The sequence below is a fragment of the Pseudomonas sp. EB271-G4-1 genome (genome assembly GCF_058791355.1).
Genome location: NZ_JBYTEO010000045.1, coordinates 31,078 through 56,884, shown reverse-complemented (window position 1 = coordinate 56,884; position 25,807 = coordinate 31,078). Strand labels below are relative to the sequence as shown.

The 25,807-nt window shown below is 59.5% G+C and carries 24 protein-coding genes; 13 read left to right on the top strand and 11 right to left on the bottom strand.

Annotation, left to right across the window (positions count from 1 at the left end):
* Nucleotides 1–84: 84 nt before the first annotated feature.
* The 6 genes from msrQ to AC3WWR_RS21245 all read right to left on the bottom strand — a co-directional run bounded on the left by msrQ (nt 85) and on the right by AC3WWR_RS21245 (nt 6,064).
* Complete coding sequence (gene msrQ, locus AC3WWR_RS21270; protein ID WP_042955491.1) at nt 85–705, bottom strand: protein-methionine-sulfoxide reductase heme-binding subunit MsrQ; 621 nt, start codon at nt 703–705, stop codon at nt 85–87.
* The gene (gene msrP, locus AC3WWR_RS21265) at nt 705–1,718 is read right to left on the bottom strand and encodes a protein-methionine-sulfoxide reductase catalytic subunit MsrP (RefSeq protein WP_020798576.1); all 1,014 of its coding nucleotides are present in this window, start codon (nt 1,716–1,718) and stop codon (nt 705–707) included. The genes msrQ and msrP overlap by 1 nt, the downstream gene beginning before the upstream one ends.
* A 63-nt stretch (nt 1,719–1,781) precedes the next feature.
* On the bottom strand, nt 1,782–2,639 hold the full coding sequence (gene pssA, locus AC3WWR_RS21260; protein ID WP_020798577.1) for a CDP-diacylglycerol--serine O-phosphatidyltransferase: 858 nt from the start codon (nt 2,637–2,639) through the stop codon (nt 1,782–1,784).
* A 144-nt stretch (nt 2,640–2,783) separates the two neighbouring features.
* Entirely contained in the window at nt 2,784–3,800 is a 1,017-nt protein-coding gene (ilvC, locus tag AC3WWR_RS21255; RefSeq protein ID WP_007909969.1) for a ketol-acid reductoisomerase, read from the bottom strand.
* A 45-nt stretch (nt 3,801–3,845) separates the two neighbouring features.
* Nucleotides 3,846–4,337 carry an acetolactate synthase small subunit gene (gene ilvN, locus AC3WWR_RS21250; RefSeq protein ID WP_003176102.1) on the bottom strand — a complete coding sequence of 164 codons (492 nt, stop codon included), beginning with the start codon at nt 4,335–4,337 and terminating at the stop codon, nt 3,846–3,848.
* 2 nt (nt 4,338–4,339) lie between these two features.
* On the bottom strand, nt 4,340–6,064 hold the full coding sequence (locus AC3WWR_RS21245; protein WP_020798578.1) for an acetolactate synthase 3 large subunit: 1,725 nt from the start codon (nt 6,062–6,064) through the stop codon (nt 4,340–4,342).
* 400 nt (nt 6,065–6,464) lie between these two features.
* Between AC3WWR_RS21245 and AC3WWR_RS21240 the strand changes: the two genes are divergently transcribed.
* Complete coding sequence (locus AC3WWR_RS21240; protein ID WP_489326402.1) at nt 6,465–6,887, top strand: DUF4124 domain-containing protein; 423 nt, start codon at nt 6,465–6,467, stop codon at nt 6,885–6,887.
* A gap of 108 nt (nt 6,888–6,995) precedes the next feature.
* Here the strand turns inward: AC3WWR_RS21240 and AC3WWR_RS21235 are convergent, their stop codons facing one another.
* The 3 genes from AC3WWR_RS21235 to mrcB are packed head-to-tail and all read right to left on the bottom strand — an operon-like array spanning nt 6,996 to nt 10,421.
* Complete coding sequence (locus tag AC3WWR_RS21235; RefSeq protein ID WP_020798580.1) at nt 6,996–7,331, bottom strand: YqcC family protein; 336 nt, start codon at nt 7,329–7,331, stop codon at nt 6,996–6,998.
* The gene (locus tag AC3WWR_RS21230; RefSeq protein WP_020798581.1) at nt 7,331–8,080 is read right to left on the bottom strand and encodes a tetratricopeptide repeat protein; all 750 of its coding nucleotides are present in this window, start codon (nt 8,078–8,080) and stop codon (nt 7,331–7,333) included. Before AC3WWR_RS21230 ends, AC3WWR_RS21235 begins: the two co-directional genes overlap by 1 nt.
* Nucleotides 8,081–8,096: 16 nt before the next feature.
* The gene (mrcB, locus tag AC3WWR_RS21225) at nt 8,097–10,421 is read right to left on the bottom strand and encodes a penicillin-binding protein 1B (RefSeq protein WP_033044039.1); all 2,325 of its coding nucleotides are present in this window, start codon (nt 10,419–10,421) and stop codon (nt 8,097–8,099) included.
* 115 nt (nt 10,422–10,536) lie between these two features.
* On the opposite strand from mrcB, the gene AC3WWR_RS21220 reads away from it, so the two are divergent.
* From AC3WWR_RS21220 to AC3WWR_RS21200, 5 genes are all read left to right on the top strand, one after another.
* Nucleotides 10,537–12,093, top strand: a complete 1,557-nt coding sequence (locus AC3WWR_RS21220; protein ID WP_020798583.1) for a bifunctional aminoglycoside phosphotransferase/ATP-binding protein — start codon at nt 10,537–10,539, stop codon at nt 12,091–12,093.
* Nucleotides 12,094–12,183: 90 nt separating this feature from the next.
* The gene (locus AC3WWR_RS21215; RefSeq protein ID WP_020798584.1) at nt 12,184–12,528 is read left to right on the top strand and encodes a pentapeptide repeat-containing protein; all 345 of its coding nucleotides are present in this window, start codon (nt 12,184–12,186) and stop codon (nt 12,526–12,528) included.
* Between the two features lie 242 nt (nt 12,529–12,770).
* Entirely contained in the window at nt 12,771–13,043 is a 273-nt protein-coding gene (locus tag AC3WWR_RS21210; protein ID WP_007971093.1) for a TfoX/Sxy family protein, read from the top strand.
* 16 nt (nt 13,044–13,059) lie between these two features.
* Nucleotides 13,060–13,869: a Crp/Fnr family transcriptional regulator gene (locus AC3WWR_RS21205; RefSeq protein WP_492599036.1), complete on the top strand. Its 810-nt coding sequence runs from the start codon at nt 13,060–13,062 to the stop codon at nt 13,867–13,869.
* 311 nt (nt 13,870–14,180) lie between these two features.
* Nucleotides 14,181–14,498: a Rieske (2Fe-2S) protein gene (locus tag AC3WWR_RS21200; protein WP_454866296.1), complete on the top strand. Its 318-nt coding sequence runs from the start codon at nt 14,181–14,183 to the stop codon at nt 14,496–14,498.
* Here AC3WWR_RS21200 and sfsA read toward each other — a convergent pair.
* Both sfsA and AC3WWR_RS21190 read right to left on the bottom strand, forming a co-directional pair.
* On the bottom strand, nt 14,495–15,208 hold the full coding sequence (sfsA, locus tag AC3WWR_RS21195; RefSeq protein WP_454866297.1) for a DNA/RNA nuclease SfsA: 714 nt from the start codon (nt 15,206–15,208) through the stop codon (nt 14,495–14,497). The genes AC3WWR_RS21200 and sfsA overlap by 4 nt on opposite strands.
* On the bottom strand, nt 15,208–16,380 hold the full coding sequence (locus AC3WWR_RS21190; RefSeq protein WP_020798588.1) for a pyridoxal phosphate-dependent aminotransferase: 1,173 nt from the start codon (nt 16,378–16,380) through the stop codon (nt 15,208–15,210). The genes sfsA and AC3WWR_RS21190 overlap by 1 nt, the downstream gene beginning before the upstream one ends.
* Nucleotides 16,381–16,713: 333 nt before the next feature.
* Between AC3WWR_RS21190 and dksA the strand changes: the two genes are divergently transcribed.
* The 7 genes from dksA to folK all read left to right on the top strand — a co-directional run bounded on the left by dksA (nt 16,714) and on the right by folK (nt 25,499).
* Nucleotides 16,714–17,157 (top strand): RNA polymerase-binding protein DksA, encoded by a 444-nt coding sequence (gene dksA / locus AC3WWR_RS21185; RefSeq protein ID WP_008058386.1) that lies wholly within the window; start codon nt 16,714–16,716, stop codon nt 17,155–17,157.
* Nucleotides 17,158–17,359: 202 nt separating this feature from the next.
* Nucleotides 17,360–18,256 (top strand): tRNA glutamyl-Q(34) synthetase GluQRS, encoded by an 897-nt coding sequence (gene gluQRS / locus AC3WWR_RS21180; RefSeq protein WP_110751127.1) that lies wholly within the window; start codon nt 17,360–17,362, stop codon nt 18,254–18,256.
* Between the two features lie 77 nt (nt 18,257–18,333).
* Entirely contained in the window at nt 18,334–18,510 is a 177-nt protein-coding gene (locus AC3WWR_RS21175; protein ID WP_003176118.1) for a hypothetical protein, read from the top strand.
* A complete protein-coding gene (locus tag AC3WWR_RS21170) occupies nt 18,494–21,448 on the top strand; it encodes a sensor histidine kinase (RefSeq protein WP_162276369.1) in 2,955 nt (984 codons plus the stop codon). The genes AC3WWR_RS21175 and AC3WWR_RS21170 overlap by 17 nt, the downstream gene beginning before the upstream one ends.
* A gap of 22 nt (nt 21,449–21,470) precedes the next feature.
* The gene (locus AC3WWR_RS21165) at nt 21,471–22,910 is read left to right on the top strand and encodes a sigma-54-dependent transcriptional regulator (protein ID WP_492599035.1); all 1,440 of its coding nucleotides are present in this window, start codon (nt 21,471–21,473) and stop codon (nt 22,908–22,910) included.
* 699 nt (nt 22,911–23,609) lie between these two features.
* Nucleotides 23,610–25,010, top strand: coding sequence for a polynucleotide adenylyltransferase PcnB (locus AC3WWR_RS21160; RefSeq protein WP_020798592.1), 1,401 nt, complete (start codon nt 23,610–23,612; stop codon nt 25,008–25,010).
* A 3-nt stretch (nt 25,011–25,013) separates the two neighbouring features.
* Nucleotides 25,014–25,499 (top strand): 2-amino-4-hydroxy-6-hydroxymethyldihydropteridine diphosphokinase, encoded by a 486-nt coding sequence (gene folK, locus AC3WWR_RS21155; protein WP_492599034.1) that lies wholly within the window; start codon nt 25,014–25,016, stop codon nt 25,497–25,499.
* Nucleotides 25,500–25,807: the final 308 nt, after the last annotated feature.

The window sequence follows — 25,807 nt, the reverse complement described above, 5'->3', positions numbered from 1 at the left end:
ATTGTTTACCAAGGAGTTTTCCGTTTCGACTGCGCCGGAAGTGGGGCGAATTATAGGCTTCCAGAATCTGCCGTCAACCACTAATTACGCCTTTTTGGCAGAAGTACCCTTTTTAGCGATCAGGCGCGGGATTCGACGAGCCAGCGGCGGCAGCCTGAGCACTAACAGCAATGCGCCTATAGATGCATAGATCGACCACTCCTTAACATCGGCGCGCACGATCCAGAGCATATGCAGCAATCCGAGTACGAGAACCAGATAAGCCAAGCGATGCAGCTTCTTCCAAAGAACTCCCATACGTCGTTGGCTGTATCGATTGGACGTGCAAGCCAACGACAGCAAACACAAAAAACCCAATGCCCCGACAATGATGTACGGTCGCTTGCGCAATTCGACACCTAGCTGCGACCAGTCAAATCCAAGGATGAACGCCAGGTAGGCGCTCAAGTGCAGAACCACGTAAGCGAAACACCACAATCCCAATTGCCGCCGGACCGCTATCCACACCGCCCAACCCGTGAGCTTTTGCAGCGGCGTCATACTGAGCGTGATGAGCAACAGCACAAGCGCCCCTAACCCCAACCGATCAACCAGCACCTTGCCGGGATCAGGCCCCAGCGCATCCTGCCAGGCCTGGTACAACCAAAGCAGCGGCCACACCATTGCACAAATGAAAACCGCTGTACGCCAGAGCGGATATCGCATCAATAATTCTTCCGCAAATCGAGCCCTGCATATAAAGAAGCGACTTCATCCGCATAACCGTTGAATATCAGCGTGTCACGCACATTGGGCTTGAACAGGCCGCTCGGCAGTCGGCGCTCGCGAGCCTGGGTCCAGCGCGGGTGGTCAACCGTAGGATTCACGTTCGCGTAGAAACCGTATTCATCCGCGGCAATACTCTGCCAAGTGGTTTTAGGCTGTTCGCTCACCAGGCTTATCCGCACGATGGACTTGATGCTTTTAAACCCGTACTTCCATGGCACGACCAAACGCAAAGGCGCCCCGTTCTGGTTCGGCAACTCACGCCCGTACATCCCCACCGCCAGTATTGCCAGCGGGTTCATGGCTTCATCCAATCGCAGCCCTTCTACATAAGGCCAGTCGATCAAGGCGAACCCGGACCGCTGTCCAGGCATGCTCTTTGGATCCTGCAGGGTTTCGAAGCGTATGAATTTGGCGCTTGACGTGGGCTCTACCTGGCCAAGCAGCGCCGAAATGGGGAAGCCGATCCATGGAATCACCATCGACCACGCCTCAACGCAGCGCAAACGGTAAATGCGCTCTTCCAACTGATAAGGCTTCATGAAGTCTTCCAGAGCATACCGCCCAGGCTTACCCACCTCCCCGTCCACGACCACGCTCCAGGGTTCGGTTTTCAGCGCACCGGCGTTGGCAGCCGGGTCACCCTTGTCAGTGCCGAACTCATAGAAGTTGTTGTAATGCGTCGCGTCCTTGAACGGTGTGATCGCCTCATCCTTCACGCTGACGGCACCCCATCGAATCGAGGGAAGCTTTTCGCCAAACCAGGAGGGTGCCTTGCCAGGCTCGACACCCGGGTATCGCGCCGCTTCATCGGCCACCGCCCACCGCGGCAGACTGCTCACCGCCAATCCGGTTACGGCAGCACCCAATACATTGCGTCGAGAAAGATAGAGAGATTCAGGCGTGACGTCCGACTCATGGCAGTCGGACGCTTTTGGGACTTTGATCAGCATGGCTACTCCGCAGCATTGGAGAACAGGCGCACCAACAGACTGCGGAGTATGAGGGAAATTACATCACTCGGCGCTTTTACGCCGACGAAGATGTAACAGGTATTGCACTGGACCAGATGCGGCGTAGGCGAGGAACACCAGGAGCAGGATGCGCGGCGGATCACTGAATACGACGGCAAACACCAACACCACAGCAAGGATCGCCACAAACGGAACGCGCCCTTTCAGGTCCAGCTCCTTGAAGCTGTTGTACTTGATGTTGCTGACCATCAGCATGCCGGCCGCCGCCACCATCAGCGCAACCAGGAAGGACATCTTGGAACCCTGGATGCCGTAATCACTGAACGCCCAGACAATACCGGCTACGACTCCCGCCGCAGCCGGGCTGGCGAGACCGATGAAATAACGCTTGTCGGCAGTACCGACCTGGGTGTTGAACCGTGCCAGGCGCAACGCCGCACCCGCGACATAGATGAAGGCGACCATCCAGCCGACCTTGCCCATGTCACCAAGCGCCCAGCCGAAGGCGAGCAACGCCGGTGCCACGCCAAAGGCGACCATGTCCGACAGCGAGTCGTACTCGGCGCCAAAGGCGCTCTGGGTATTGGTCATGCGGGCAACGCGGCCGTCAAGGCCGTCGAGCACCATCGCCACGAAAATCGCGATGGCGGCGAACGCAAAATACTTGCTCGCACCAATCGAATCGCCGGCACTCAAGGCACTCTGGGCGCTCATCGAGTTGATGATGGAATAGAACCCTGCGAAGAGATTCGCAGTGGTGAACAGATTCGGCAGAAGATAGATACCACGATGCCGGACTTTACGGCCGTCAGCGTCATGCCCTTCTTCGATGTGCTCATCGATGGGCAGAAGGCTTTCGGCGTCAGAAGCCTGCTTTGGCTCTTCGGGACGTTCGCTCATGGACATTACCTTGCAACGGGGTGGAAAGTTTCGACAGGTGTCTGGGACGACGGTTCGACCGCAAACGATGCAGCTTTATACCAGAACCGGTCACCCAAACGAAAAAACGCGGCCTAAGCCGCGTTTTTCGGACAAGCAATCGACTTAGTTCTTGGCTTTGTCGACGATCTTGTTGGCACCGATCCAAGGCATCATGGAGCGCAGTTGCTCGCCGATGACTTCGATACCGTGCGCGGCGTTATTACGACGCTTGGCGGTCATCGAAGGATAGCCGGTAGCGCCTTCGCTGATGAACATCTTGGCGTATTCGCCGTCCTGAATGCGTTTCAGGGCGTTGCGCATGGCCTGACGGGATTCGGCGTTGATCACTTCCGGGCCAGTCACGTACTCGCCGTACTCGGCGTTGTTGGAGATCGAGTAGTTCATGTTGGCGATACCGCCTTCGTACATGAGGTCCACGATCAGCTTCAGTTCGTGCAGGCATTCGAAGTAGGCCATTTCCGGCGCGTAGCCAGCTTCAACCAGGGTTTCGAAACCAGCTTTTACCAGTTCAACGGTACCGCCGCACAGAACGGCTTGTTCGCCGAACAGGTCGGTTTCAGTCTCGTCCTTGAAGGTGGTTTCGATGATGCCGGTACGACCGCCACCCACGCCAGCAGCGTAGGACAGTGCTACGTTTTTAGCGTTGCCGGATGCGTCCTGGTAGATCGCGATCAGGTCAGGGATACCGCCGCCTTTGACGAACTCGGAACGTACGGTATGACCTGGTGCCTTCGGCGCGATCATGATCACGTCGAGGTCAGCGCGCGGCACAACCTGGTTGTAGTGGATCGCGAAACCGTGGGAGAAGGCCAGGGTGGCGCCTTTCTTGATGTTCGGCTCGATTTCGTTCTTGTACAGGGAAGACTGGAACTCGTCCGGGGTCAGGATCATGACCAGGTCGGCAGCAGCAACAGCGGAAGCAACGTCAGTCACTTTCAGGCCGTGGGCTTCAGCCTTGGCAACAGTGGCCGAGCCTTTGCGCAGGCCAACAGTCACGTCAACGCCGGAATCTTTCAGGTTGCACGCTTGAGCGTGGCCTTGGGAGCCGTAACCGATGATGGCAACTTTCTTGCCCTGGATGATCGACAGGTCGCAGTCTTTATCGTAGAAAACTTTCATGAATTTCCCCTATATCAGGCCGTTCAGGCCATTCGCTAATTTGGTTTAGATGCTGAGTACTTTGTCGCCGCGGGCAATACCGGTGACGCCACTGCGGACGGTCTCCAGGATCGAGGCGGTGCCAATGGACTGGATGAAGCTGTCGAGCTTGTCGCTGGTACCGGTCAATTGAACGGTATATACGCTGGCACTGACATCGACGATCTGTCCACGGTAAATATCGGTGGTGCGCTTGATCTCGGCGCGCTGGGCGCCGGTGGCCTTGACCTTGACCAGCATCAGTTCGCGCTCGATGTGAGCACTTTCCGACAGGTCGACCAATTTGACCACTTCGATCAGCTTGTTCAGGTTCTTGGTGATCTGCTCGATGACTTCATCGTGCCCGACAGTGGTCAGCGTCAGACGCGACAGGGTCGGGTCTTCGGTGGGGGCCACGGTCAGGCTTTCGATGTTGTAGTTGCGCTGCGAGAACAGGCCGACAACACGAGACAAAGCGCCAGGTTCGTTTTCCAGAAGCAAGGAAATAATGTGCCGCATGATTAAGTACGCTCCGTCTTGCTCAGCCACATATCGCGCATGGAGCCGTCTTTGATCTGCATCGGATAGACGTGCTCGCTGGTGTCGACCGAAATATCGATTACCACCAGGCGATCTTTCATGGCGAACGCCTCTTCCATCTTCGACTTCAAATCTTTCGAATCAGTGATGCGCACGCCAACGTGGCCATAGGCCTCCGCCAGCTTGACGAAATCAGGCAGCGATTCCATGTAGGAATGAGAGTGACGGCTGCCGTAGCTCATGTCCTGCCATTGGCGAACCATGCCCAGTACACCGTTGTTCAGGATGACGATCTTGACCGGCAAACCGTATTGCAGGCAGGTCGACAATTCCTGAATGTTCATCTGGATGCTGCCCTCGCCCGTTACGCAGGCGACGTCATCATCCGGAAAGCTCAACTTGATACCCATGGCCGCAGGGAAACCGAAGCCCATCGTGCCCAGGCCACCGGAGTTGATCCAGCGGTTCGGCTTGTTGAACTTGTAGTACTGCGCCGCGAACATCTGGTGCTGACCCACGTCGGAGGCTACAAAGGCATCGCCCTTGGTCACTTCGCACAGGGTTTCAATCACCGCCTGCGGCTTGATGACACTGCCGTCGCCCTTGTCATAAGGGAACAGGCCGCGGTCACCGCGCCACTCGTCGATCTGCTTCCACCAGCTGGCCACGGACTCCTTGTTCGGGGTCTCGCCGATTTCCTTGAGGATCGCGACCATTTCGGTCAGGACGCTCTCGACCGGACCCACGATAGGCACATCGGCCTTGATGGTCTTGGAGATCGAAGCCGGGTCGATGTCGATGTGGATGATCTTGGCGTTCGGGCAGAACTTCGATGCGCCGTTGATGACGCGGTCGTCGAAGCGCGCGCCGACGGCCAGGATCACGTCAGCATGGTGCATCGCCAGGTTGGCGGTGTAGCTGCCGTGCATACCCAGCATGCCGATGAACTGACGGTCGGTACCAGGGTAACCGCCCAGGCCCATCAGGGTGTTGGTCACTGGCAGGTTGAGCATCTTCGCCAACTCGGTGAGCGGCGCGGAACCACCACCCAGGATGACGCCACCGCCCGAATACAGCACAGGCCGCTTGGCCGCCAGGAGCATTTCTGCCGCCTTGCGGATTTGCCCCGAGTGGCCGCGAACGGCCGGGCTGTAGGAGCGCAGCTTGGCTTTTTTCGGGAAGACGTATTCGAACTTCTCGGCCGGGTTGGTCATGTCTTTCGGAATGTCGACAACGACCGGACCAGGACGACCGGATTGCGCCAGGTAGAACGCCTTCTTCATGACTTCCGGGATTTCCGACGCATGCTTGATCATGAAGCTGTGTTTCACGATCGGCCGGGAGATACCGATCATGTCGGTTTCCTGGAAGGCGTCGGTACCGACCATGGTGCTAGGCACCTGGCCGGAAATCACCACCATCGGAATGGAGTCCATGTAGGCCGTGGCGATACCGGTGATGGCGTTGGTCGCGCCCGGGCCGGAGGTCACCAGTACCACGCCGGCTTTACCGGTGGCACGGGCGTAGCCGTCAGCCATATGGGTCGCGGCCTGCTCGTGACGAACCAGGATGTGAGTCACTTCCGGTTCTTTGAACAAGGCATCATAGACATGAAGAAGAGCACCACCCGGGTACCCGTAGATATATTTGACGCCTTCGTCGCGCAAAAAGCGGACGAGCATCTCACCGCCAGATAAAAGCTCCACGTTGTTCACCTCTAAAACGCCAGAATACCGTCCACGAAAAGGGGGACGGGTCTTAATAGGTTTACTTCCCAGCAGAGCATGAGCGACGGTGGTCGCCGACTACGTCAGCACTGACTGAGCAAGTATTGGGATCGTCCCAAGTGTTGCGGGCCTTTCCCACCCAGCGCGAGGTAACGCGTTGCGGGTGTAACAGGTCGGCGCGGATGTGCGCCTCATGATCTGCCGAGTGGGTCTGCTTCTGGCAGTCCCTCTACAGCGGACTTTGGATTCTTCTGTTTCATCCCTTGCAAGTCAAGTCGTCTATGAGCTTTATTCTACTAACCACATGAGAACGCAAGAAAAAACCTGTAAACCCCCTGCGTGTTAGCTTCAATTGCGCAACTTTTGACAAGGAATTGGCATGCGTACGCACTTCCTCATCGCCGGCCTGATGCTCGCCCTTAGCCCGATGTGCATGGCCGCGCAGATTTACCAGTGGGTCGACGCCCAGGGCGTTACCCATTTCGATGCTCAACCGCCTCGGGATCAGCCTGCCACTACCATCGTCACGCCCGCCCCAAAGCCTGGCAGGTCGGGCACTGGCGCACAAAACGGGGCCATTGGCGACCAACAGGCGATCGACAAGTCGGTGAAGAAGCAGGTGAGCGAGCAACAGAACCAGCTGAAGGTCTTCTGCGAACAGGCACGAACCAACCTGGCGCAGCTACAGAATAATCCGCGCTTGAGAGAGGAAGTGGATGGCCAGATGCGGCGTATTGACGACTCCCAGCGTCAGGAGCGCATCGATGAAACGCAAATGCAGATTGCGGATAACTGCATGTAGGAGCCCGTAGGAGCTGTCGAGTGCAACGAGGCTGCGATCTTTTTTTGAAAGCAAGATCAAAAGATCGCAGCCTCGTTGCACTCGACAGCTCCTACAGGGGATCGCAGCTCAGCGCGAGGCGGTGATCAGTTGATCGAACTCTTTGAGCAAAGCCTGCAGCTGCCGATCCTTGCCCTGGACATTGCGCTGGGCGAAGACCATTTCAGCCATCTCCTGAATCCCCGATGCATTCGGCAAGGGCAGATCCTGCTCCAGGATTGCTTTCATGCGCGGCAGGAAGATCCATTGCAGCCACTGCTCGAAGTCCAGCGTATCAACTGAAAACGGCTCGACGCTGGACAGCGCTTCAGCGGATGGCGCGACCTCGTCCCACCACCCTTGCACCCGCAATTCGCGTTCGATCAGCAGCAGTTGATCGGCAATCTTCGGAAACCGTACATCCATCACGAAGTAACCTTGGCTTTCTGGCGAGCCAAAGCGGCGCCCGCCGAATCACCCTGCTTCTCGCGCGCTTGGGCAATCAGCTCCCAAAGGCTGGCCTGCAGTGCCGGACGCCCGTTGGCGAAGGTCAGGCCACGGCGAGCAAATTGCTCGGCCTGCGGCGCATCACCTTGGGCCATGCGCACCTGCGCCAGGCGATAGAGCACTTGCGGCTCACGCGGGGCGACACGCTGGGCGCGCTCGAGGCTGGAAGAAGCGCCATTGAGATCGCCGCCGGCCTGTTGCTGCTGAGCGGTGGTTAATAATGCCAGCACCGGCCCGTCCAGTTGCTCGTCGGCGGACAAGCCACCGGAAGTGGCCGACGGAATCCCGCTCGGTGTCGAGGGCATGCTGTAGCTGCCTTGATTGACCGGTGCGGACTGAACCGGCGACGTATCGATCGGCCCGGGCGTAATCGGGCCCGGGGTTATTGGTCCCGGAGTAATCGGAGTCGTGCTGATCGGTGCCGACGTCACCGCACCACCACCCGGCACCATCACGACAACACCGGTATCGCCTTGTGGAATCTCCTGGGCCTGGGGTTGCACAGGACGCTTTACCGTCGTCTGACGGTAGCCGCCGTTCGCCGATACGCGCTCGCTATTGGAGACCTTGGTGCCGGAGTCCACCACCGGAATCGAGCCGCGCTGTACCGAAGAACAACCGCTGAGCAAAGCCACGGCGGTAATCGCTGGAATCAACCACTTGTTCACTTGAAACCCTCTTTGCTTAATTCATCCAGCCCTTGACCCAATCCATCACCGTTTCACCGTTGATCGGGCTTTCGCCACCACAAGCGGGACCGGGAGGCGGTTCGCTGCCGCGAATATACGGCATCTGCACGGCGCCGGGGCAACCGGCGTCGGAGCCTTGGCCGGTTCGCGAATCGACCCAGGCCTGAACGATATTATCCGGCTGCGGCATGTCCAGCGGCAACGGGTCGGCCTTGCGCATGAAGCTGGTCCAGACCTGCAACGCACCGGTGGCACCCGTGAACGGTGTCTTGCCGTTGTCGTCGCGTCCCAACCAGACCACCGCCAGCAAGTCCTGACTGAAACCTGCGAACCAACTGTCTCGCGAGTCGTTACTGGTGCCGGTCTTGCCGGCCAGGGTCAAGGTCTTTGGCAACACGTTGTAGACCGAGCTGCCGGTACCTTCACGCATCACGCGCTGCATGGCGCTCTGGATCAGGTAGATCGACGCGGGGTCGAAACGCTGCTGGATCTGGAACGGATAACGCTTGAGCGGCTCGCCTTCCGCCGTCAGGACGCTACGGATCCCGCGCATCGGCGTATTGAAACCGCCATTGGCGAGCGTCTGGTACATGGTCGCCACTTCGATCGGGGTCATACCGCCAGCGCCCAGCAACATCGACGGGAAGGCCGGAAACTCGCGACTGACACCCAGGCGCCCAAGAGTCTTGAGGACATTCGGCACACCCACGGCCAGGCCCAGGCGTGCGGTCGACAAGTTGTAGGAGTGCGCCAGCCCTTGGTAAAGGAAGACCGTGCCGTGGGAACGGCGATCATAATTCTGCGGTTTCCAGACCTGGCCGTCGGCGCCCTTGACCGAGAAGTAGTCGTCCGACAGCCAACTGGTCAATGTGTACTGGCTCGGTTTTTCCAGCGCCGTCAGGTAAACCGCCGGCTTGATCAACGAGCCGATCGGCCGCACCGCGTCCAGCGCCCGGTTGAAACCGGCAAAGCTGGCCTGGCGACTGCCGATCATGGCCTGCACCTCGCCGGTTTCCGGATTGGTCACCACCATCGCCGCCTCGACCTCATCCGAGCCCTTGCGACCGGACAGGCGCTTGAACGTGTCGTTGACCGACGCTTCGGCCTTCATCTGCAGGATCGGATCGAAGCTGGTGAAGATCCGCAGCCCCTCCTCGGTCAAGTCTTCGTCGCGGTAGTCTTCACGCAGCTGGCGCTTGACCAGGTCAAGGAAGCCAGGGAACGAGCTGTCCGCCAGACTGCCGCGCTTGGTCACGCCCAACGGCATTTTTTTCGCCGCTTCGACTTGCTCCGCCGTGGCGACACCCTGCTCCTGCAGCACGTCGAGCACCAGGTTACGTCGCTCAAGTGCACGCTCCGGATACCGGCGCGGGTTGTAGGAGGACGGCCCCTTGACCATGCCGACCAGCAAGGCCACCTGATGCAGCTTGAGCTCGGCCAGAGGCTGACTGAAGAAGAACTGGCTGGCCAGGCCGAAACCGTGCACCGCGCGTTGACCATCCTGACCGATAAACACTTCGTTGAGGTAAGCCTCAAGGATCTCACGCTTGTCGTAGTGCAGTTCCAACAGCAACGCCATCATGGCTTCGGTCAGTTTGCGGGTCAGGCTGCGCTCGTTGGTCAGGTAGAAGTTCTTGACCAGCTGCTGGGTCAGGGTACTACCCCCCTGACGCATGCGACCCGACGAGCCGTTGACCCAGATCGCCCGGGCAATCGACTTCGGCGAGACACCAAAGTGGTGATAGAAATCACGGTCCTCGACCGCGACCAGGGTCTCGAGCAAATACGGCGGCACCTGATCGATCTTGATCAGGATCCGGTCTTCGAGGTTTTTCGGGTACAGGCCACCGATCAGCAGCGGTTCCAGACGCACCACCGACAGTTTCGAACCCTTGGCCGCCGACAGCTCGGCCACGTAGTCGCCCGAGAAGCGCACACGCACCGGTTGCGCTTGCTCCATGCCTTCATAGAACTGGAAGCCACGGGTATTCAGATCGACGGTATTGCCGTTGACGGAAGCCGCGCCCGGACCGTTGGCCACGCTTTCACGGCGATAACCCAAGGCATCGAGCTCGGTGAGAAAATCGTCCCTGCTCAGCTTTTGTCCGACGAACAGCTCGAGCGGACGTGCGTAGACCTTGGCCGGAATCATCCAGCGCTTACCGGAGAACTTCTCCTGCACGATGGCATCGAGGTAAACGGCGAACCCGGCCAGCACCACAAGGCCGACCAGGCTGAGTTTAAGGGCCCAGCCAAGCCAGGGCCGCAGGCCTCTGGAGGGGGGATTCTTTGGGGTACGGGGGGATCGAGTACGAGTCATGGCGGCGGATTATACGCACTTTATTCATAGTCAACAGGAGGCCCGCGAGTTTGCGTTAGGCTGGCTAGACGCCATAATGACGACCTGAATTTTTTCCGACTCTTAAGGATCGCCTGTGAGCCAGTCCCTGATCGCCGCCCTGCAAAACCCGGCCCTCTACCCGCATCCTGTAGATGGATTCAAGGTCATCGAGACCCACATTTCCTGGGTCGTGCTTACCGGCCCCTTTGCTTATAAAGTGAAGAAGCCGATGAACTTCGGCTTCCTCGACTTCACCACCCTCGAGGCTCGGAAGCACTTCTGCGCAGAAGAGCTGCGCCTGAACCAGCGCCTGACCCAGGATCTTTATCTCGAAGTGTTACCGATCACCGGTAGCGCCGAAGCACCGCAACTGGGCGGCGAGGGTCCAGCCATCGAGTACGCGCTGAAAATGCGCCAGTTTGATCAGGACGGATTGCTCAGCACTCTGCAAGCCAATGGCGAACTGACACCGGCGCACATCGACCAGATGGCTGAACAGATTGCCCGCTTCCATCTGGACGCACCGCGAGTGCCGGCAGAACACGAAGCCGGGACCGCAGACAGCGTCATGGCCCCTGTACGGCAGAACTTCGAGCAAATTCGCCCCTTCCTCAGCGACAAGGCCGACCTGCTGCAACTGGACGCCCTGCTGGCCTGGGCTGAAAGCAGCTTCGAGCGTCTCAAGCCACTGTTTGCCCAACGCAAGGCCGAGGGCTTCATTCGCGAATGCCACGGCGACATCCATTTGGGCAACGCTACCGTGATCGACGGCCGCGTGGTGATCTTCGACTGCATCGAGTTCAACGAACCGTTCCGCTTCACCGACGTGTACGCCGACACCGCCTTCCTGGCGATGGACCTGGAAGACCGCGGCCTGAAGTGCCTGGCACGTCGATTCATCAGCCAATACCTGGAGCTGACCGGCGATTACCGTGGCCTGGAACTGCTGAACTTCTATAAAGCCTACCGGGCGCTGGTGCGCGCCAAGGTTACTCTGTTCAGCATGCCGGCCGAGGCCACTGCGGTGCAGCGCGCCACGACACTGCGCCAATACCGCAACTACGCCAACCTGGCGGAAAGCTACAGCACCATCCCGTCCCCCTTCATGGCCATCACCCACGGCGTTTCCGCCGTTGGCAAAAGCCACGTGGCCATGCGCCTGGTCGAAGCACTGGGGGCGATTCGCCTGCGCTCCGATGTCGAACGCAAACGCCTGTTCGGCGAGCAAACCGTCGCCAATGACCTGCAAGCCGGCATTTATAGTGCCGATGCCAGTGTCGCGACCTACCAGCGTTTGCATGAAATTGCCGGGCTGATCCTGCACGCCGGGTTCCCGGTGGTGGTCGATGCCACCTACCTCAAGCATGAAGAGCGCGACAAGGCGGCGAAAGTGGCCGAAGCGACCGGCGCGCCGTTCCTGATCCTTGACTGCAATGCACCCCAAGCAGTGATCGAGAGCTGGCTGGCCCTGCGCCAGGCAGACAAAAAGGATCCGTCCGACGCCACCCTGGCCGTAATCGAAGCCCAGCAAGCCAGTCGTGAAGCATTGACGCCCGCAGAAATACTCTGCAGCAAACGCGTGCAGACCAACGAAAGCGGAACCCTCGACACAGTCGTAGAACAGATTCGCCAGCGCCTGCCCGGCCTGTAAGGAGCATTTAAGCCGTGAAGCCTGATCCGGCTTCACGGCCTTCAAACAGTGGCACTATACTGGCGTCATAAATCCAACAGGTGACGTGACATGAGCCAGCCGAAACTGCTCGACTCCCCGCTGTATGCCTTGCTGCATAAAGACGACATCACCGGTTTTAACAAAGAGCGCCCCAAACAGGGTCCTATCGACATGATCGGTGGTGATTTCCGCGGCCTCGACCTGCGCGAACTCAACGCCGAGGGCATCGACTTCACCGACGCCTATTTTCGCTCCGCCGATCTGCGCGGCATCGATTTTCGCAACGCTTCGCTCGAAGGTGCGAGCCTGGCCCACGCACAGATTTCCGGCGCCTATTTCCCAGTGGAGCTGAGCGCGGACGAAATCCTGATGTCGATGAACTTCGGTACGCGCCTGCGTTATCGCACCCGCTGACCGCCAGTCTGAATTGACAAGTCCAGCGCCCCGACATTGCGCTGAATTTTGGGCAGTATTGCCTGAAAACTTGGCAAATTGATCGCTTTTCTCACCTTTTCCTTGCTTTTGGCAGCATCACAGCCAGCGGCCTCTTAGAAGCTTTTGCGTCAAAAACGAGCAAACAATCACGCTTTTCCTACTGATGGCTACACTCCTCAGAAGCTTGCCCATGCACCATTCGGCCATCGCAAGGAGGCTTGATGAATGATGAACTGCAACACCTGAAGAATCTTGGCAAGACGTCGGCGCAATGGCTGCATGCCGTGGGCATCCACAGCGCCTCGGACTTGCGTCGCCTGGGGGCGGTGGATGCTTATCGAGCCGTGCGCACGCGCGGGTTCCGGGCGTCCAAGGTGTTGTTGTACGCGATCGAAGGCGCCTTGATGGACGTGCACTGGAATGACATCCCCGCCGAACGCAAGGAAGCCTTGAACAAACAACTCGAAGCCATCTCGTCACGCCACAAGAATTGAACGAGTACCGCTCGCCATGTACTTACTTGGGGAACAACCGGCCTACGCCGAAACACTGATCACTCGCCTGCAGAACATTCCCGCCCGGCTGTTGCAGGGTTTGACACCGAGCGGGCCCGCCGTCGAATTTTCCGCCATCGACGACCTGGCCGCCGTTTTGCCCGCCGATCAACTGTTCATGCTGGATGACGGCCGGCTGCATGGATGCATCGACGATCGCGCACTGTTCTACCTGCAGCATGGCGATCTGATCGGCCTGCGCCAGGACGCGGGATTGCCGCGCTGTCGCTTGTGCAGCAAGACGCCCCTGGCGCTGACACCCTACCTTCGATCGCAGGTGTTCCAGCACATCTATGCCGACCCGACCCGCTCGGAGCTGTTCCTGCAGTACATGGCGGGCCAGACCGCCCTGCTGTCCGATGCCGTGGCGCGCCTCAAGCAACCGGAGTTTCGCGCCACCAACGGCTTCCAGCGAGTTGCCAGCGGCGAAATCCTGATCCATCAGGGCGATGAGGCGGACCATGTGTTCGTGATCATCGACGGCCATGCCGAAGCGTTTGTCGATGGGGTGAAGGTGGGCGACGTGCCCAAGGATGAGATTTTCGGCGCCATGGCCGTGTTTACCGGGGAGAAACGCAACGCAACGGTCATCACCAGTGAACCCTGCACCCTCATGCGCATTCCCAAGGATCAGTTCTTGAGCCTTACCCAGAGCAATCCGAAGATTGCTAACAGCCTGATAGAGAGCATGGCCCGGCGTATCGACCTGCTGAATAAACAGGTTACACAGTTGAGTGCACTGAAAACGACAGACAGAGCTCAGTGAATACAAGGACTTGGAACCATCGTGCGACAGGAATCAGGTAAATGGAAATCACCTGTTGACTTGGTAATGAGAATCGATATGATTATCACAACTGGTCGCGAGACTGGTCGATATTCTGAAAAGCCCTTGGTTCGGACTCTCAGATTATCTCCTCATCAGGCTAATCACGGTTATTTGACCCGGCTCTTGCCGGGTCTTTTTTTGCCCGCGGGAAAGTCGCGCAACGCTGCAGCCAGTATCCTGAGCATCTGAAACGGGTTTGCATTGGGCAACTCAGCTATTTGGTCAGTGCTTGCGACCTGAGGATCAGCATGAAATTTCTGTGTACCGGCATTGAACTGGCCGACGCCAGCAGCCGCGGTTTCAACCTCGACGGCCAGAAGTTGTTCGCCGTACGCCGGGGTGGCCAGGTCTACGTCTACATCAATCGCTGCCCGCACCGTGGCGTCGGACTCGAATGGACCCCTGACCAATTCCTCGACCCCAGTAACAGCCTGATCCAGTGCGCCACCCATGGCGCCCTGTTCCTGATCGAGGACGGCGAATGTGTCGCCGGCCCTTGCGCAGGACAATCGCTGACCCGTGTCGATTGTCGCGAAGACGCACAAGGCATCTGGGTCAGCTTCTAACCGCCGAGCAATACTTCAAGACGCCGGTCCACCACCATCTCCTCATGGGTCAGGCGAACACCGTAGGCCAACACTTCAACCCCGCACGCCACGGCCTCACGCAAGGCCTGTGCGTAGGCTGAATCGATTTCTTGCGCCGGACGCACCGCTTCGATGCCGCTGAGATTGACGCAATACAATTGCACCGCACGAATCCCGTCCCGAGCCAGATGGGCCAATTCCCGCAAATGCTTGGCCCCGCGCTGGGTCACCGCATCGGGGAACGCCGCCACCGGCGTGCCGTCATAGCCCAGGGTGACACTTTTGACTTCCACGTACGCGTGCCCGCTCGGGTACTCGAGGCGGAAATCGATGCGACTGCTTTCCTGACCGTAGGCGACTTCGCGCTTGAGCTCGGTGAAGCCGTTCAACTCGGTGATCACCCCCGCTCGCAACGCCTCTTCGATCAAGCCATTGGCCCGCCCGGTATTCACGCAGAACAAGCGCCCTTGCGGGGTTTCGCCGACTTCCCAGGTGCCGGGCAACTTGCGCTTGGGGTCATTGGAGCGACTGAACCAGACCTGCCCGCCTTCGACCTGACAATTGAGCATCGAGCCCGTGTTAGGGCAATGAATAGTCAGCAACTCGCCATCGACGGTCTCGATATCGGCGAGAAAACGCTTGTAGCGGCGAATCAGCCGACCTTCTTCGAGTGGGGGATGAAAACGCATCAGCCTTGCCAGCTCCGCAAGCCACGCCCGATACGCTCCACCGCTTCCTGCAAGCGCTCAAGGTTTTGGGTGTAGGCAAACCGTACATGATGCCCGGCCTGATACCGGCCGAAGTCCAGCCCGGGCGTAATCGCGACATGCTCGGTTTCGAGGAAATGACGACAGAACGCGAAGGCATCGCCGCCGAACTTGCTGATATCGGCATACAGGTAGAACGCGCCTTCCGGCTCGACGGCGATACCGAAGCCAAGCGCTCTCAAGGCAGGCAGCAGGTAGTCGCGACGACGACCAAATTCGGCGCGACGCTCTTCCAGGATCGCGATGGTCGCCGGTTCAAAACAGGCCAACGCCGCGTGCTGGGCCATGCTAGGCGCGCTGATATAAAGGTTTTGCGCGAGCTTTTCCAGCTCACTCACCGCCGCATCCGGCGCTACCAGCCAGCCAAGACGCCAGCCGGTCATGCCGAAATATTTAGAAAAACTATTCAGCACAAAGGCGCTGTCGTCGACTTCCAGCACGCTGGCCGCATCGGTGCCGTAGGTCAGGCCGTGGTAAATCTCGTCCACCACCAGGTGACCGTGGCGTTGTTTGATGGCCTGGGACAGTTGCGCCAACTCGTCGCGGGTGAGGATCGTGCCGGTCGGGTTGGCCGGTGAGGCCACCAGTGCGCCCACACTGTCCTGGTCCCAATGCCGCTCAATCAGATCCGGCGTCAGTTGATAACGCACGTCCGGCCCCACCGGGACTAGCTGCGCGGCGCCTTCCACCAGGCGCAGGAAGTGCCGGTTGCACGGGTAACCCGGGTCGGCGAGCAGCCAGTGCTTGCCCGGATCGACCAACAAGGCACTGGCCAGCAGCAACGCACCGGAACCGCCGGGCGTGATGAGGATGCGTCGCGGGTCGATGTTCAAGCCATGACGCTGCTGATAAAAGCCCGCAATAGCCTCGCGCAGCTCGGGGATTCCGCGCGCGGCGGTGTAACGCGTCTTGCCCCCCTCCAGTGCCGCCTGTCCGGCGCGGATGATCGGCTCGGCGGTTGTGAAGTCCGGTTCGCCGATTTCCAGGTGGATCACATCGTGACCTGCAGCCTGCAATTCATTGGCCCGCGCGAGCAACGCCATGACATGGAAAGGTTCGATTGCGCGACTGCGGGCACTGTAGGACTGAGCCATTGGCCTTCCTTCAACAGGGAAAAGAACCAATTCTACCCAAGCGCAGGAACGAGCGAGAACCTAAAGCGGTCAGAGGCCTTATGACCCAGGCACAAACGAACTGAGCGAGTGCCCGGGGTTTGACTAAAATCATTAATTGAGCAGGGTTCCAGAGCCACCAGGCAACGCTTTGCCATCATTTGAAAGCGCCGCAGGCCGCGGCCTCGACATCCGGGAGTAGCGCGGTCTGATTTGATCTGGTAAGTTCGCCCGCTTGCAGCCGCAGGGCCGGCAGGTGCCGGTGATGGAGCAATCCTGCGCAGATGGATTACAAGAGTAGAGGCGGTCTATTTCATGTCCACCCAAGCAAAGCAACAAGCGAATCAGGCGATCAGCGGCTTCGAGCCCTATGTTCAGAAAGCTGGCGAAGAGTACATGGGCGAGCCCATGCGCAAACACTTCACCAAGGTTCTGAATCAGTGGAAAAAAGAGCTGATGGAAGGTGTCGACAAGACTGTGGACCACATGAAGGACGAAGCGGCCAACTTCCCTGACCCGGCAGACCGTGCCAGCCAGGAAGAAGAGTTCGCTCTCGAGCTTCGAGCCCGCGATCGTGAGCGCAAGTTGATCAAGAAGATCGACAAGACGCTTCAGTTGATCGAAGACGAAGAGTACGGCTGGTGTGAGTCCTGCGGCATCGAGATCGGCGTCAAGCGTCTTGAAGCACGCCCTACCGCTGACCTGTGCATCGACTGCAAGACTCTGGCGGAAATCAAGGAAAAGCAAGTCGGCAAGTAATATCGACTTGAGTAAAGAACGGAGCGTGCGAACGCTCCGTTTTTGTTTCTGACGTATGCTTCGACAGGAAACCTGTGGGAGCGAGCCTGCTCGCGAAGGGGCTTCCAGGCCCAATATTGATGCAGGCTGACACTCAGCTTTCGCGAGCAGGCTCGCTCCCACATGGGACTTGCGCACGACCGGACAACGTAACATTGCATTCATGACCGCCATCACCTCCCCTACCTACATCGGCCGCTTCGCCCCCACGCCCAGTGGTCACCTGCACTTCGGCTCGCTGGTTGCTGCATTGGCCTCGTACCTCGACGCGCGCTCGGTGGGTGGGCGCTGGTTGATGCGCATGGAGGATCTCGACCCGCCCCGCGAAGAGCCCGGCGCTCAGGCCGCAATCCTCAAGGCACTGGAGAGCTATGGTTTCGAGTGGGATGGCCAGATGGTGCGCCAGAGCGACCGTCACGATGCCTATGCCCAAGTGCTCGATCGCCTGTTCAGCCAGGGCCTGGCCTACGCCTGTACCTGCTCGCGCAAACAACTGGAGCCGTACCACGGCATCTATCCGGGGTTGTGCCGCAATGCCGGACACGGCACCGAAGATGCCGCCATTCGCATTCGCGTCCCCGAACTTGATTACCACTTCATTGATCGGGTGCAAGGCGAGTTTCACCAGCATCTGGGCCGGGATGTCGGTGATTTCGTGATTCGCCGGCGCGACGGGCTCTATGCTTATCAACTGGCGGTGGTGCTGGACGATGCCTGGCAAGGCATCACCGACATCGTGCGCGGTGCCGACCTGCTCGATTCCACGCCGCGCCAGCTCTACCTGCAGGAGCTTCTCGGCCTGCGCCAGCCGCGCTACTTGCACATCCCGCTGATCACCCAGCCCGATGGCAACAAACTCGGCAAGTCCTACCGTTCGCCGCCGCTCACCGCAGATCAGGCTACGCCGTTGTTGTTGCGAGCCTTGCGCGCCCTGGGACAAAAACCCGGTGCCGAACTGGCCTACGCCACGCCACGGGAAGTGCTGGATTGGGGCATTGCCCACTGGGATGCCCGGTTGATCCCGCGCACACTGAGCCTGCCCGAGGCGCAGCTACAGTGATCGTGCTTGCAGTGGCGCGCCCATCCGTTACCATCGCCGCACGTTTTCGGGCACGGGCATAAAAAAGAGAGGCCGGGATGTACATCTATCGCTTGGTCCTGCTCCTGGTAGTGGGGATTTATCTGTTTTCCCCGGCCATCATGGATTGGTGGATCGACGCCACCGGCGCCTGGTATCGCCCTTATCTGCTCTGGCTGATCCTGATCGTCGTGACCTTCATCCTGCAGAGCCAAAAAGATGCCGATGAGCTTTAGCCTGACCCAGATGATCCTGATCAGCGCCGCGTACCTGGCGGTGCTGTTCGGCGTAGCCTGGGTCAGCGAACGGGGCATGATCCCGCGGGCGATCATTCGCCACCCGCTGACGTACACCTTGTCCCTGGGGGTCTACGCCAGTGCCTGGGCATTTTATGGCACCGTGGGCCTGGCCTATCAGTATGGCTACGGCTTCCTGTCCAGCTACCTGGGTGTTTCCGGCGCGTTTCTGCTGGCGCCGGTGCTGCTGTATCCAATCCTGAAGATCACCCGAACCTATCAGCTGTCATCCCTGGCCGATCTGTTCGCGTTCCGCTTTCGCAGCACCTGGGCCGGCGCGCTGACCACGATTTTCATGCTGGTCGGGGTATTGCCCCTGCTGGCGCTGCAGATCCAGGCAGTCGCCGACTCCATCGGCATCCTCACCCGCGAGCCGGTACAGCATCGCGTGGCGCTGAGTTTCTGCGCACTGATCACGCTGTTCACGATTTTCTTCGGCTCCCGGCACATCGCCACCCGGGAAAAACATGAAGGCCTGGTGTTCGCGATCGCCTTCGAGTCGGTGATCAAGCTGATCGCCCTCGGCGGCGTCGGCCTCTATGCGCTGTATGGCGTATTCGACGGCCCGCAACAACTGGAGTTGTGGCTGCTGCAAAACCAGACCGCCCTGGCCGCGCTGCACACGCCACTGCAGGAAGGCCCTTGGCGCACGCTGTTGCTGGTGTTCTTCGCTTCGGCGATCGTCATGCCGCACATGTACCACATGACCTTCACCGAAAACCTCAATCCGCGCTCGCTGGTCAGCGCGAGCTGGGGCTTGCCGCTGTTCCTGCTGCTGATGAGCCTGGCAGTGCCGCTGATTCTCTGGGCCGGCCTGAAACTCGGCGCCACCACCAACCCGGAATATTTCACCCTGGGCATCGGCATCGCGGCCAACAGCAAGGCCCTGGCACTGCTGGCCTATGTCGGCGGCCTGTCTGCGGCCAGCGGCCTGATCATCGTCACCACCCTGGCCCTGTCGGGCATGGCCTTGAACCACCTGGTGCTGCCGCTGTACCAGCCACCGGCTGAAGGCAACATCTACCGTTGGTTGAAGTGGACCCGTCGCGCCCTGATCGTCGCCATCATCATGGCCGGCTACGGTTTCTACCTGCTGCTGGGTGCGGAGCAGGACCTGGCCAACCTCGGCATCGTCGCCTTCGTGGCCACGCTGCAGTTCCTGCCGGGCGTGCTGTCGGTCCTGTATTGGCCGACCGCCAACCGTCGCGGCTTCATCGCCGGGCTGCTGGCGGGGATCCTGGTGTGGCTGGTGACCATGTTGCTACCGCTGGTCGGCAACCTGCAGGGCTTCTACATACCGTTGTTGAACATGATCTACGTGCTCGACGACACCAGTTGGCACATGGCTGCGATCGCCTCCCTGGCCGCCAACGTACTGATGTTCACCCTGATTTCGCTGTTCACCAATGCCAGCACTGAAGAGGCCAGCGCCGCCGAAGCCTGTGCCGTGGACAACGTGCGCCGCCCGCAACGCCGGGAGCTGCACGCCGCCTCGCCCCAGGAATTCGCCACCCAGCTGGCCAAACCACTGGGAGCCAAGGCGGCGCAGAAGGAAGTCGAGCAGGCCCTGCGCGATCTCTACCTGCCCTTCGACGAGCGTCGACCGTACGCCTTGCGCCGCTTGCGCGACCGGATCGAAGCCAACCTGTCGGGCTTGATGGGACCCAGCGTGGCCCAGGACATGGTCGAGACGTTCCTGCCCTACAAGGCCGGCGGCGAAAATTATGTCACCGAGGACATCCACTTCATCGAAAGCCGCCTCGAGGATTACCATTCGCGCCTGACCGGCCTGGCCGCCGAACTCGATGCCCTGCGCCGCTATCACCGCCAGACCCTGCAGGAATTGCCGATGGGCGTCTGCTCGCTGGCCAAGGACCAGGAAATCCTCATGTGGAACAAAGCCATGGAGGAGTTGACCGGGATCGCCGCGCAGCGCGTGGTCGGTTCGCGCCTGAGCACCATTGCCGATCCATGGAAAGAACTGCTGCAAGGCTTCATCAATGTCCCGGATGAGCACTTGCACAAACAGCACCTGGCCCTTGACGGCCAGACTCGCTGGTTGAACCTGCACAAAGCGGCGATCGACGAACCCCTCGCTCCGGGCAACAGTGGCCTGGTGCTGCTGGTGGAAGACCTGACCGAAACCCAGATGCTCGAAGACAAACTGGTGCACTCCGAGCGCCTGGCCAGCATCGGTCGCCTGGCCGCGGGCGTGGCCCACGAAATCGGCAACCCGATCACCGGCATCGCCTGCCTGGCGCAGAACCTGCGCGAAGAGCGCGAGGAAGACGGCGAACTCAAGGAAATCAGCGGGCAGATCCTCGAACAGACCAAGCGCGTCTCGCGCATCGTCCAGTCGCTGATGAGCTTTGCCCATGCCGGCAGCCACCAGCACAGCGACGAGCCCGTCTGTCTGGCGGAAGTGGCCCAGGACGCCATTGGCCTGCTGGCCCTGAACCGGCGCAATTTCGAAGTGCAGTTCTATAACCTGTGCGATCCCGATCACTGGGTCGAAGGCGATCCGCAGCGGCTCGCCCAGGTATTGATCAACCTGCTCTCAAACGCCCGCGACGCCTCGCCTCCCGGCAGCGCGGTGCGGGTCAAGAGCGAAGCCGGCGAACACACGGTCGACTTGATCGTGGAGGACGAAGGCAGCGGCATTCCATCGAGCATCATGGATCGATTGTTCGAACCCTTCTTCACCACCAAGGACCCGGGTGAAGGTACCGGCCTGGGCCTTGCACTGGTCTATTCCATCGTTGAAGAGCATTATGGACAAATCACCATCGACAGCCCGGCTGATGTTCAGAGCCAACGCGGCACCCGTATCCGGGTGACCTTACCGCGTCATGTCGAAGCGACGTCCGCTGTGAACTGAGACCGTCGAGAGTATCGAATCAATGCCGCACATTTTGATCGTCGAAGACGAAACCATTATCCGCTCCGCCTTGCGCCGCCTGCTGGAACGTAACCAGTACCAGGTCAGCGAAGCCGGTTCAGTGCAGGAAGCACAAGAACGCTTCACCATTAACACGTTCGACCTGATCGTCAGTGACCTGCGCCTGCCGGGCGCGCCGGGTACCGAGTTGATCAAGCTTGGCCAGGGCACTCCGGTGCTGATCATGACCAGCTATGCCAGCCTGCGCTCGGCGGTGGATTCGATGAAAATGGGCGCGGTGGATTACATCGCCAAGCCTTTCGACCACGACGAAATGCTCCAGGCCGTCGCGCGCATCCTGCGTGACCGGCAAACGGCGCAAGCCAGCGGCGAACCGGTCGTTGGCAAAGTCGCCAACGCTGCCGCCAAAGCCGGTAGCGACAACAGTAACGGTGAAATCGGCATCATCGGCTCGTGCCCACCGATGCAGGACCTGTATGGCAAGATCCGCAAAGTCGCGCCGACGGACTCCAATGTGCTGATCCAGGGCGAGTCCGGCACTGGTAAAGAACTGGTGGCGCGCGCCCTGCACAACCTTTCCAGGCGGGCCAAGGCGCCGATGATTTCGGTGAACTGCGCAGCCATTCCGGAAAGCCTGATCGAGTCCGAACTGTTCGGCCACGAGAAAGGCGCATTCACTGGCGCCAGCGCTGGACGTGCCGGCCTTGTGGAAGCGGCGGACGGAGGCACCTTGTTCCTCGATGAAATCGGTGAGCTGCCACTGGAAGCCCAGGCGCGCCTGCTGCGCGTGCTGCAGGAAGGTGAAATTCGCCGAGTGGGTTCGGTCCAGTCGCAGAAAGTCGATGTGCGCCTGATTGCTGCAACCCACCGCGATCTCAAGAGCCTGGCGAAGATCGGCCAGTTCCGTGAAGACCTGTATTACCGGCTTCACGTGATTGCCCTGAAACTGCCAGCCCTGCGCGAGCGTGGCGCGGACGTCAATGAAATCGCCAATGCGTTCCTGGCGCGCCAAAGCGCACGAATCAACCGGACAGACCTGAAGTTCGCCCCGGACGCCGAGCAAGCCATTCGTCATTACTCGTGGCCAGGCAACGTTCGCGAGCTGGAAAACGCGGTCGAGCGCGCCGTCATCCTGTGCGAGAGCCCGGAAATTTCCGCCGAGCTGCTGGGCATCGACATCGAACTGGGCGACCTGGAAGACGACGAGTTCATCGGCCTGCCTCCGCAACAAGGTGGCAGCAACACCGGCAACAATAACCATGAGCCGACCGAAGACCTGTCCCTGGAAGACTACTTCCAGCACTTCGTGCTCGAGCATCAGGATCACATGACCGAAACCGAACTGGCGCGCAAACTGGGGGTCAGTCGCAAGTGCCTGTGGGAACGCCGTCAGCGCCTGGGCATCCCGCGGCGAAAGACTGGGGTACCAAGCGAGAGCTGAACGCCGCCTGTCTCATGTGCGGGTAACACATGATTTTGTGAAAAAACTGTTACCTCAGGTTTTTCACGTAACAGAACCGGGGCTTACGGTAACGAAGCCCCGGTTTTTTTTGGCCCTTGTTGACCCCCTCGACGCACCTAACCCCTTGTTTTACTGGGGTTCGCAAAAGTTGGCACGCACCCTGCTATATGTTTGGTACAAGAACAATAACAAGCAACGAACAACACAATAAAAATAAGACGAATCGACTCACGCACAATAAAAACAAGACGGCGAGAGGCGCAGCTAACTGATTCTTTTGGAGAGGCGTTGTATTTGGGGCTTGCCCCACGACCAGGCCGAGAACAACAAAAAACTGTCTTAAGACAGAGCCTGAACTGGTTGGATCGCAAGATCACTGCAGCACAGCGACCAAAGCAATCCGTTTGCTCTTGGCTCCCGATTGGGAGGGTCATGAAGGAAAGCTTCATGACAAGGGCACTCAACAAAAACAAGAAGCCCGAAACCAATAACAAAAATAGAGCATGCAACTACTTCTTGGGGAGCTTCGGCTCCCCTTGTGGTTTCTGCGATTTGGAAACCTGCCTACACCTCAAATCTGCTGTGTCCTACACCATCCCCCGACTAAATGCTAGAATCCCCGCCCATCATGCGGTCATTCTTCGTTTTGGCCGAACATTCCTTCAAACAGTGCATCCCATGCTGAAGAAGCTGTTCCAGTCATTCCGTACTCCCCTGCGTCGTACGCAACACATTCGCAGCACGCCTGAAGTGCTCAACAGCGGTCAACATTCGCTGCAAAAGGCGCAATTCAGCCGTTACGCGGTGAACATCGTCGAACGCCTACAGGGCGCCGGGTACCAGGCCTATCTGGTCGGCGGCTGTGTGCGAGACATGCTGCTCGGCATCACGCCGAAAGACTTTGACGTCGCCACCAGCGCCACACCCGAACAGGTACGGGCAGAATTCCGTAATGCACGGATCATCGGCCGCCGGTTCAAACTGGTGCACATCCACTTTGGCCGCGAAATCATCGAAGTCGCGACCTTCCGCGCCAATCACCCGCAAAACGACGAAGAGGAAGACACCAATCAATCCTCGCGCAACGAAAGCGGGCGCATCTTGCGCGATAACGTCTACGGGACCCTGGAAGAAGACGCCCAACGTCGCGACTTCACTATCAACGCCCTGTATTACGACCCGGTCAGCGAACGCATTCTCGATTACGCCAACGGCGTGCACGACATTCGCAACCAACTGATCCGCTTGATTGGCGACCCCAAGCAGCGCTACCAGGAAGATCCGGTGCGGATGCTGCGGGCCGTGCGTTTTGCCGCCAAGCTGAATTTCGGCATCGAAAAACACAGCGCCACGCCTATCCGCGAGCTGGCCCCCATGCTGCGCGAGATCCCGTCAGCCCGCTTGTTCGAAGAAGTGCTCAAGCTGTTCCTGTCCGGTCACGCCGCTGACACTTTTGAAATGCTGGTCGACCTGCAATTGTTCGATCCACTGTTCCCGGCGAGCGCCGAGGCACTGGAATACAACCCGACCTATACCCATACCCTGATCAGCGAAGCCCTGATCAACACCGACCTGCGTATCAAGCAGAACAAACCGGTGACCCCGGCGTTCCTGTTTGCCGCCCTGCTCTGGCCTGCCCTGCCGGCGCGCGTATTGCGCCTGCAGGACCGTGGCATGCCGCCAATTCCGGCGATGCAGGAAGCGGCTCACGAACTGATTGCCGAGCAGTGCCAGCGCATCGCGATCCCGAAACGCTTCACCATGCCGATCCGCGAGATCTGGGACATGCAGGAGCGCCTGCCACGGCGCAGCGGCAAACGTGCCGACCTGCTGCTGGACAATCCGCGATTCCGCGCCGGCTACGACTTCCTGCTACTACGCGAAAGCGCGGGCGAGCAGACCGATGGCCTGGGCGAATGGTGGACGGACTACCAGGACGCCAACGACAGTGAGCGGCGCGACATGATTCGCGACCTCAGTGGCAAGGACGACGGCACCGGCGGCCCACGCAAACGTCGTCGCAGCGGCGGCGCCAAGCGCAAGCGTTCAGCAGACGCTTCGAGCACCACGGGCGAGTAATCCATGGAACGCATCTACATCGGCATGGGCAGCAACCTCGCTGACCCCGCCGAACAGCTGCGCAGCGCCACCCTGGCGCTGGCACAGTTGCCGCAATCGGAACTGGTCGGGGTTTCAGCCTTCTATCAAAGCGATTCGTTGCTCCCTGGCCAACCGCGCTACACCAACGCGGTTGCCGCTCTCGACAGCACTCTGGCACCGCTTGAGCTGCTGGACGCCTTGCAATCCATTGAAAACGACCAAGGTCGCGAGCGCCTTGAGCGCTGGGGGCCGCGCACCCTGGATCTCGACATCCTGCTGTTCGGTGACCGCCTGATTGACGAGCCTCGCCTCAAAGTCCCGCATTACCATATGCACGAGCGGGCCTTTGTGCTCTATCCATTGGCAGAATTGGCCCCTGTGGATCTGCGCCTGGCTGATGGCCGCAGCCTGGCAGAATTGCTCAATGCGTGCCCGTTCGTCGGCCTGGAACGCCTGGCTACAAATTGACACAAACCCCCTGTGGGAGCGGGCTTGCTCGCGAATGCGGTGTGTCAGTCGAGATCAATTTTGTATGACACACCGTATTCGCGAGCAAGCCCGCTCCCACATTGATGTGCGTCGAACAAAAGGTCCAAGGCTGCTGAAACGCATCAGTCCCATCGGTAACACCCTCCTCGTAACAATGCGGTAACACACGCAATTGACTTCCCACGTTCTCCTCACGACTATAGGCGTCCCGCTGCCGCCATCACGGCATCAAGGGCGCAATCCAGGCCTTAAAAGCACGACAGAAGACCGTGCGCCTGTATTTAACG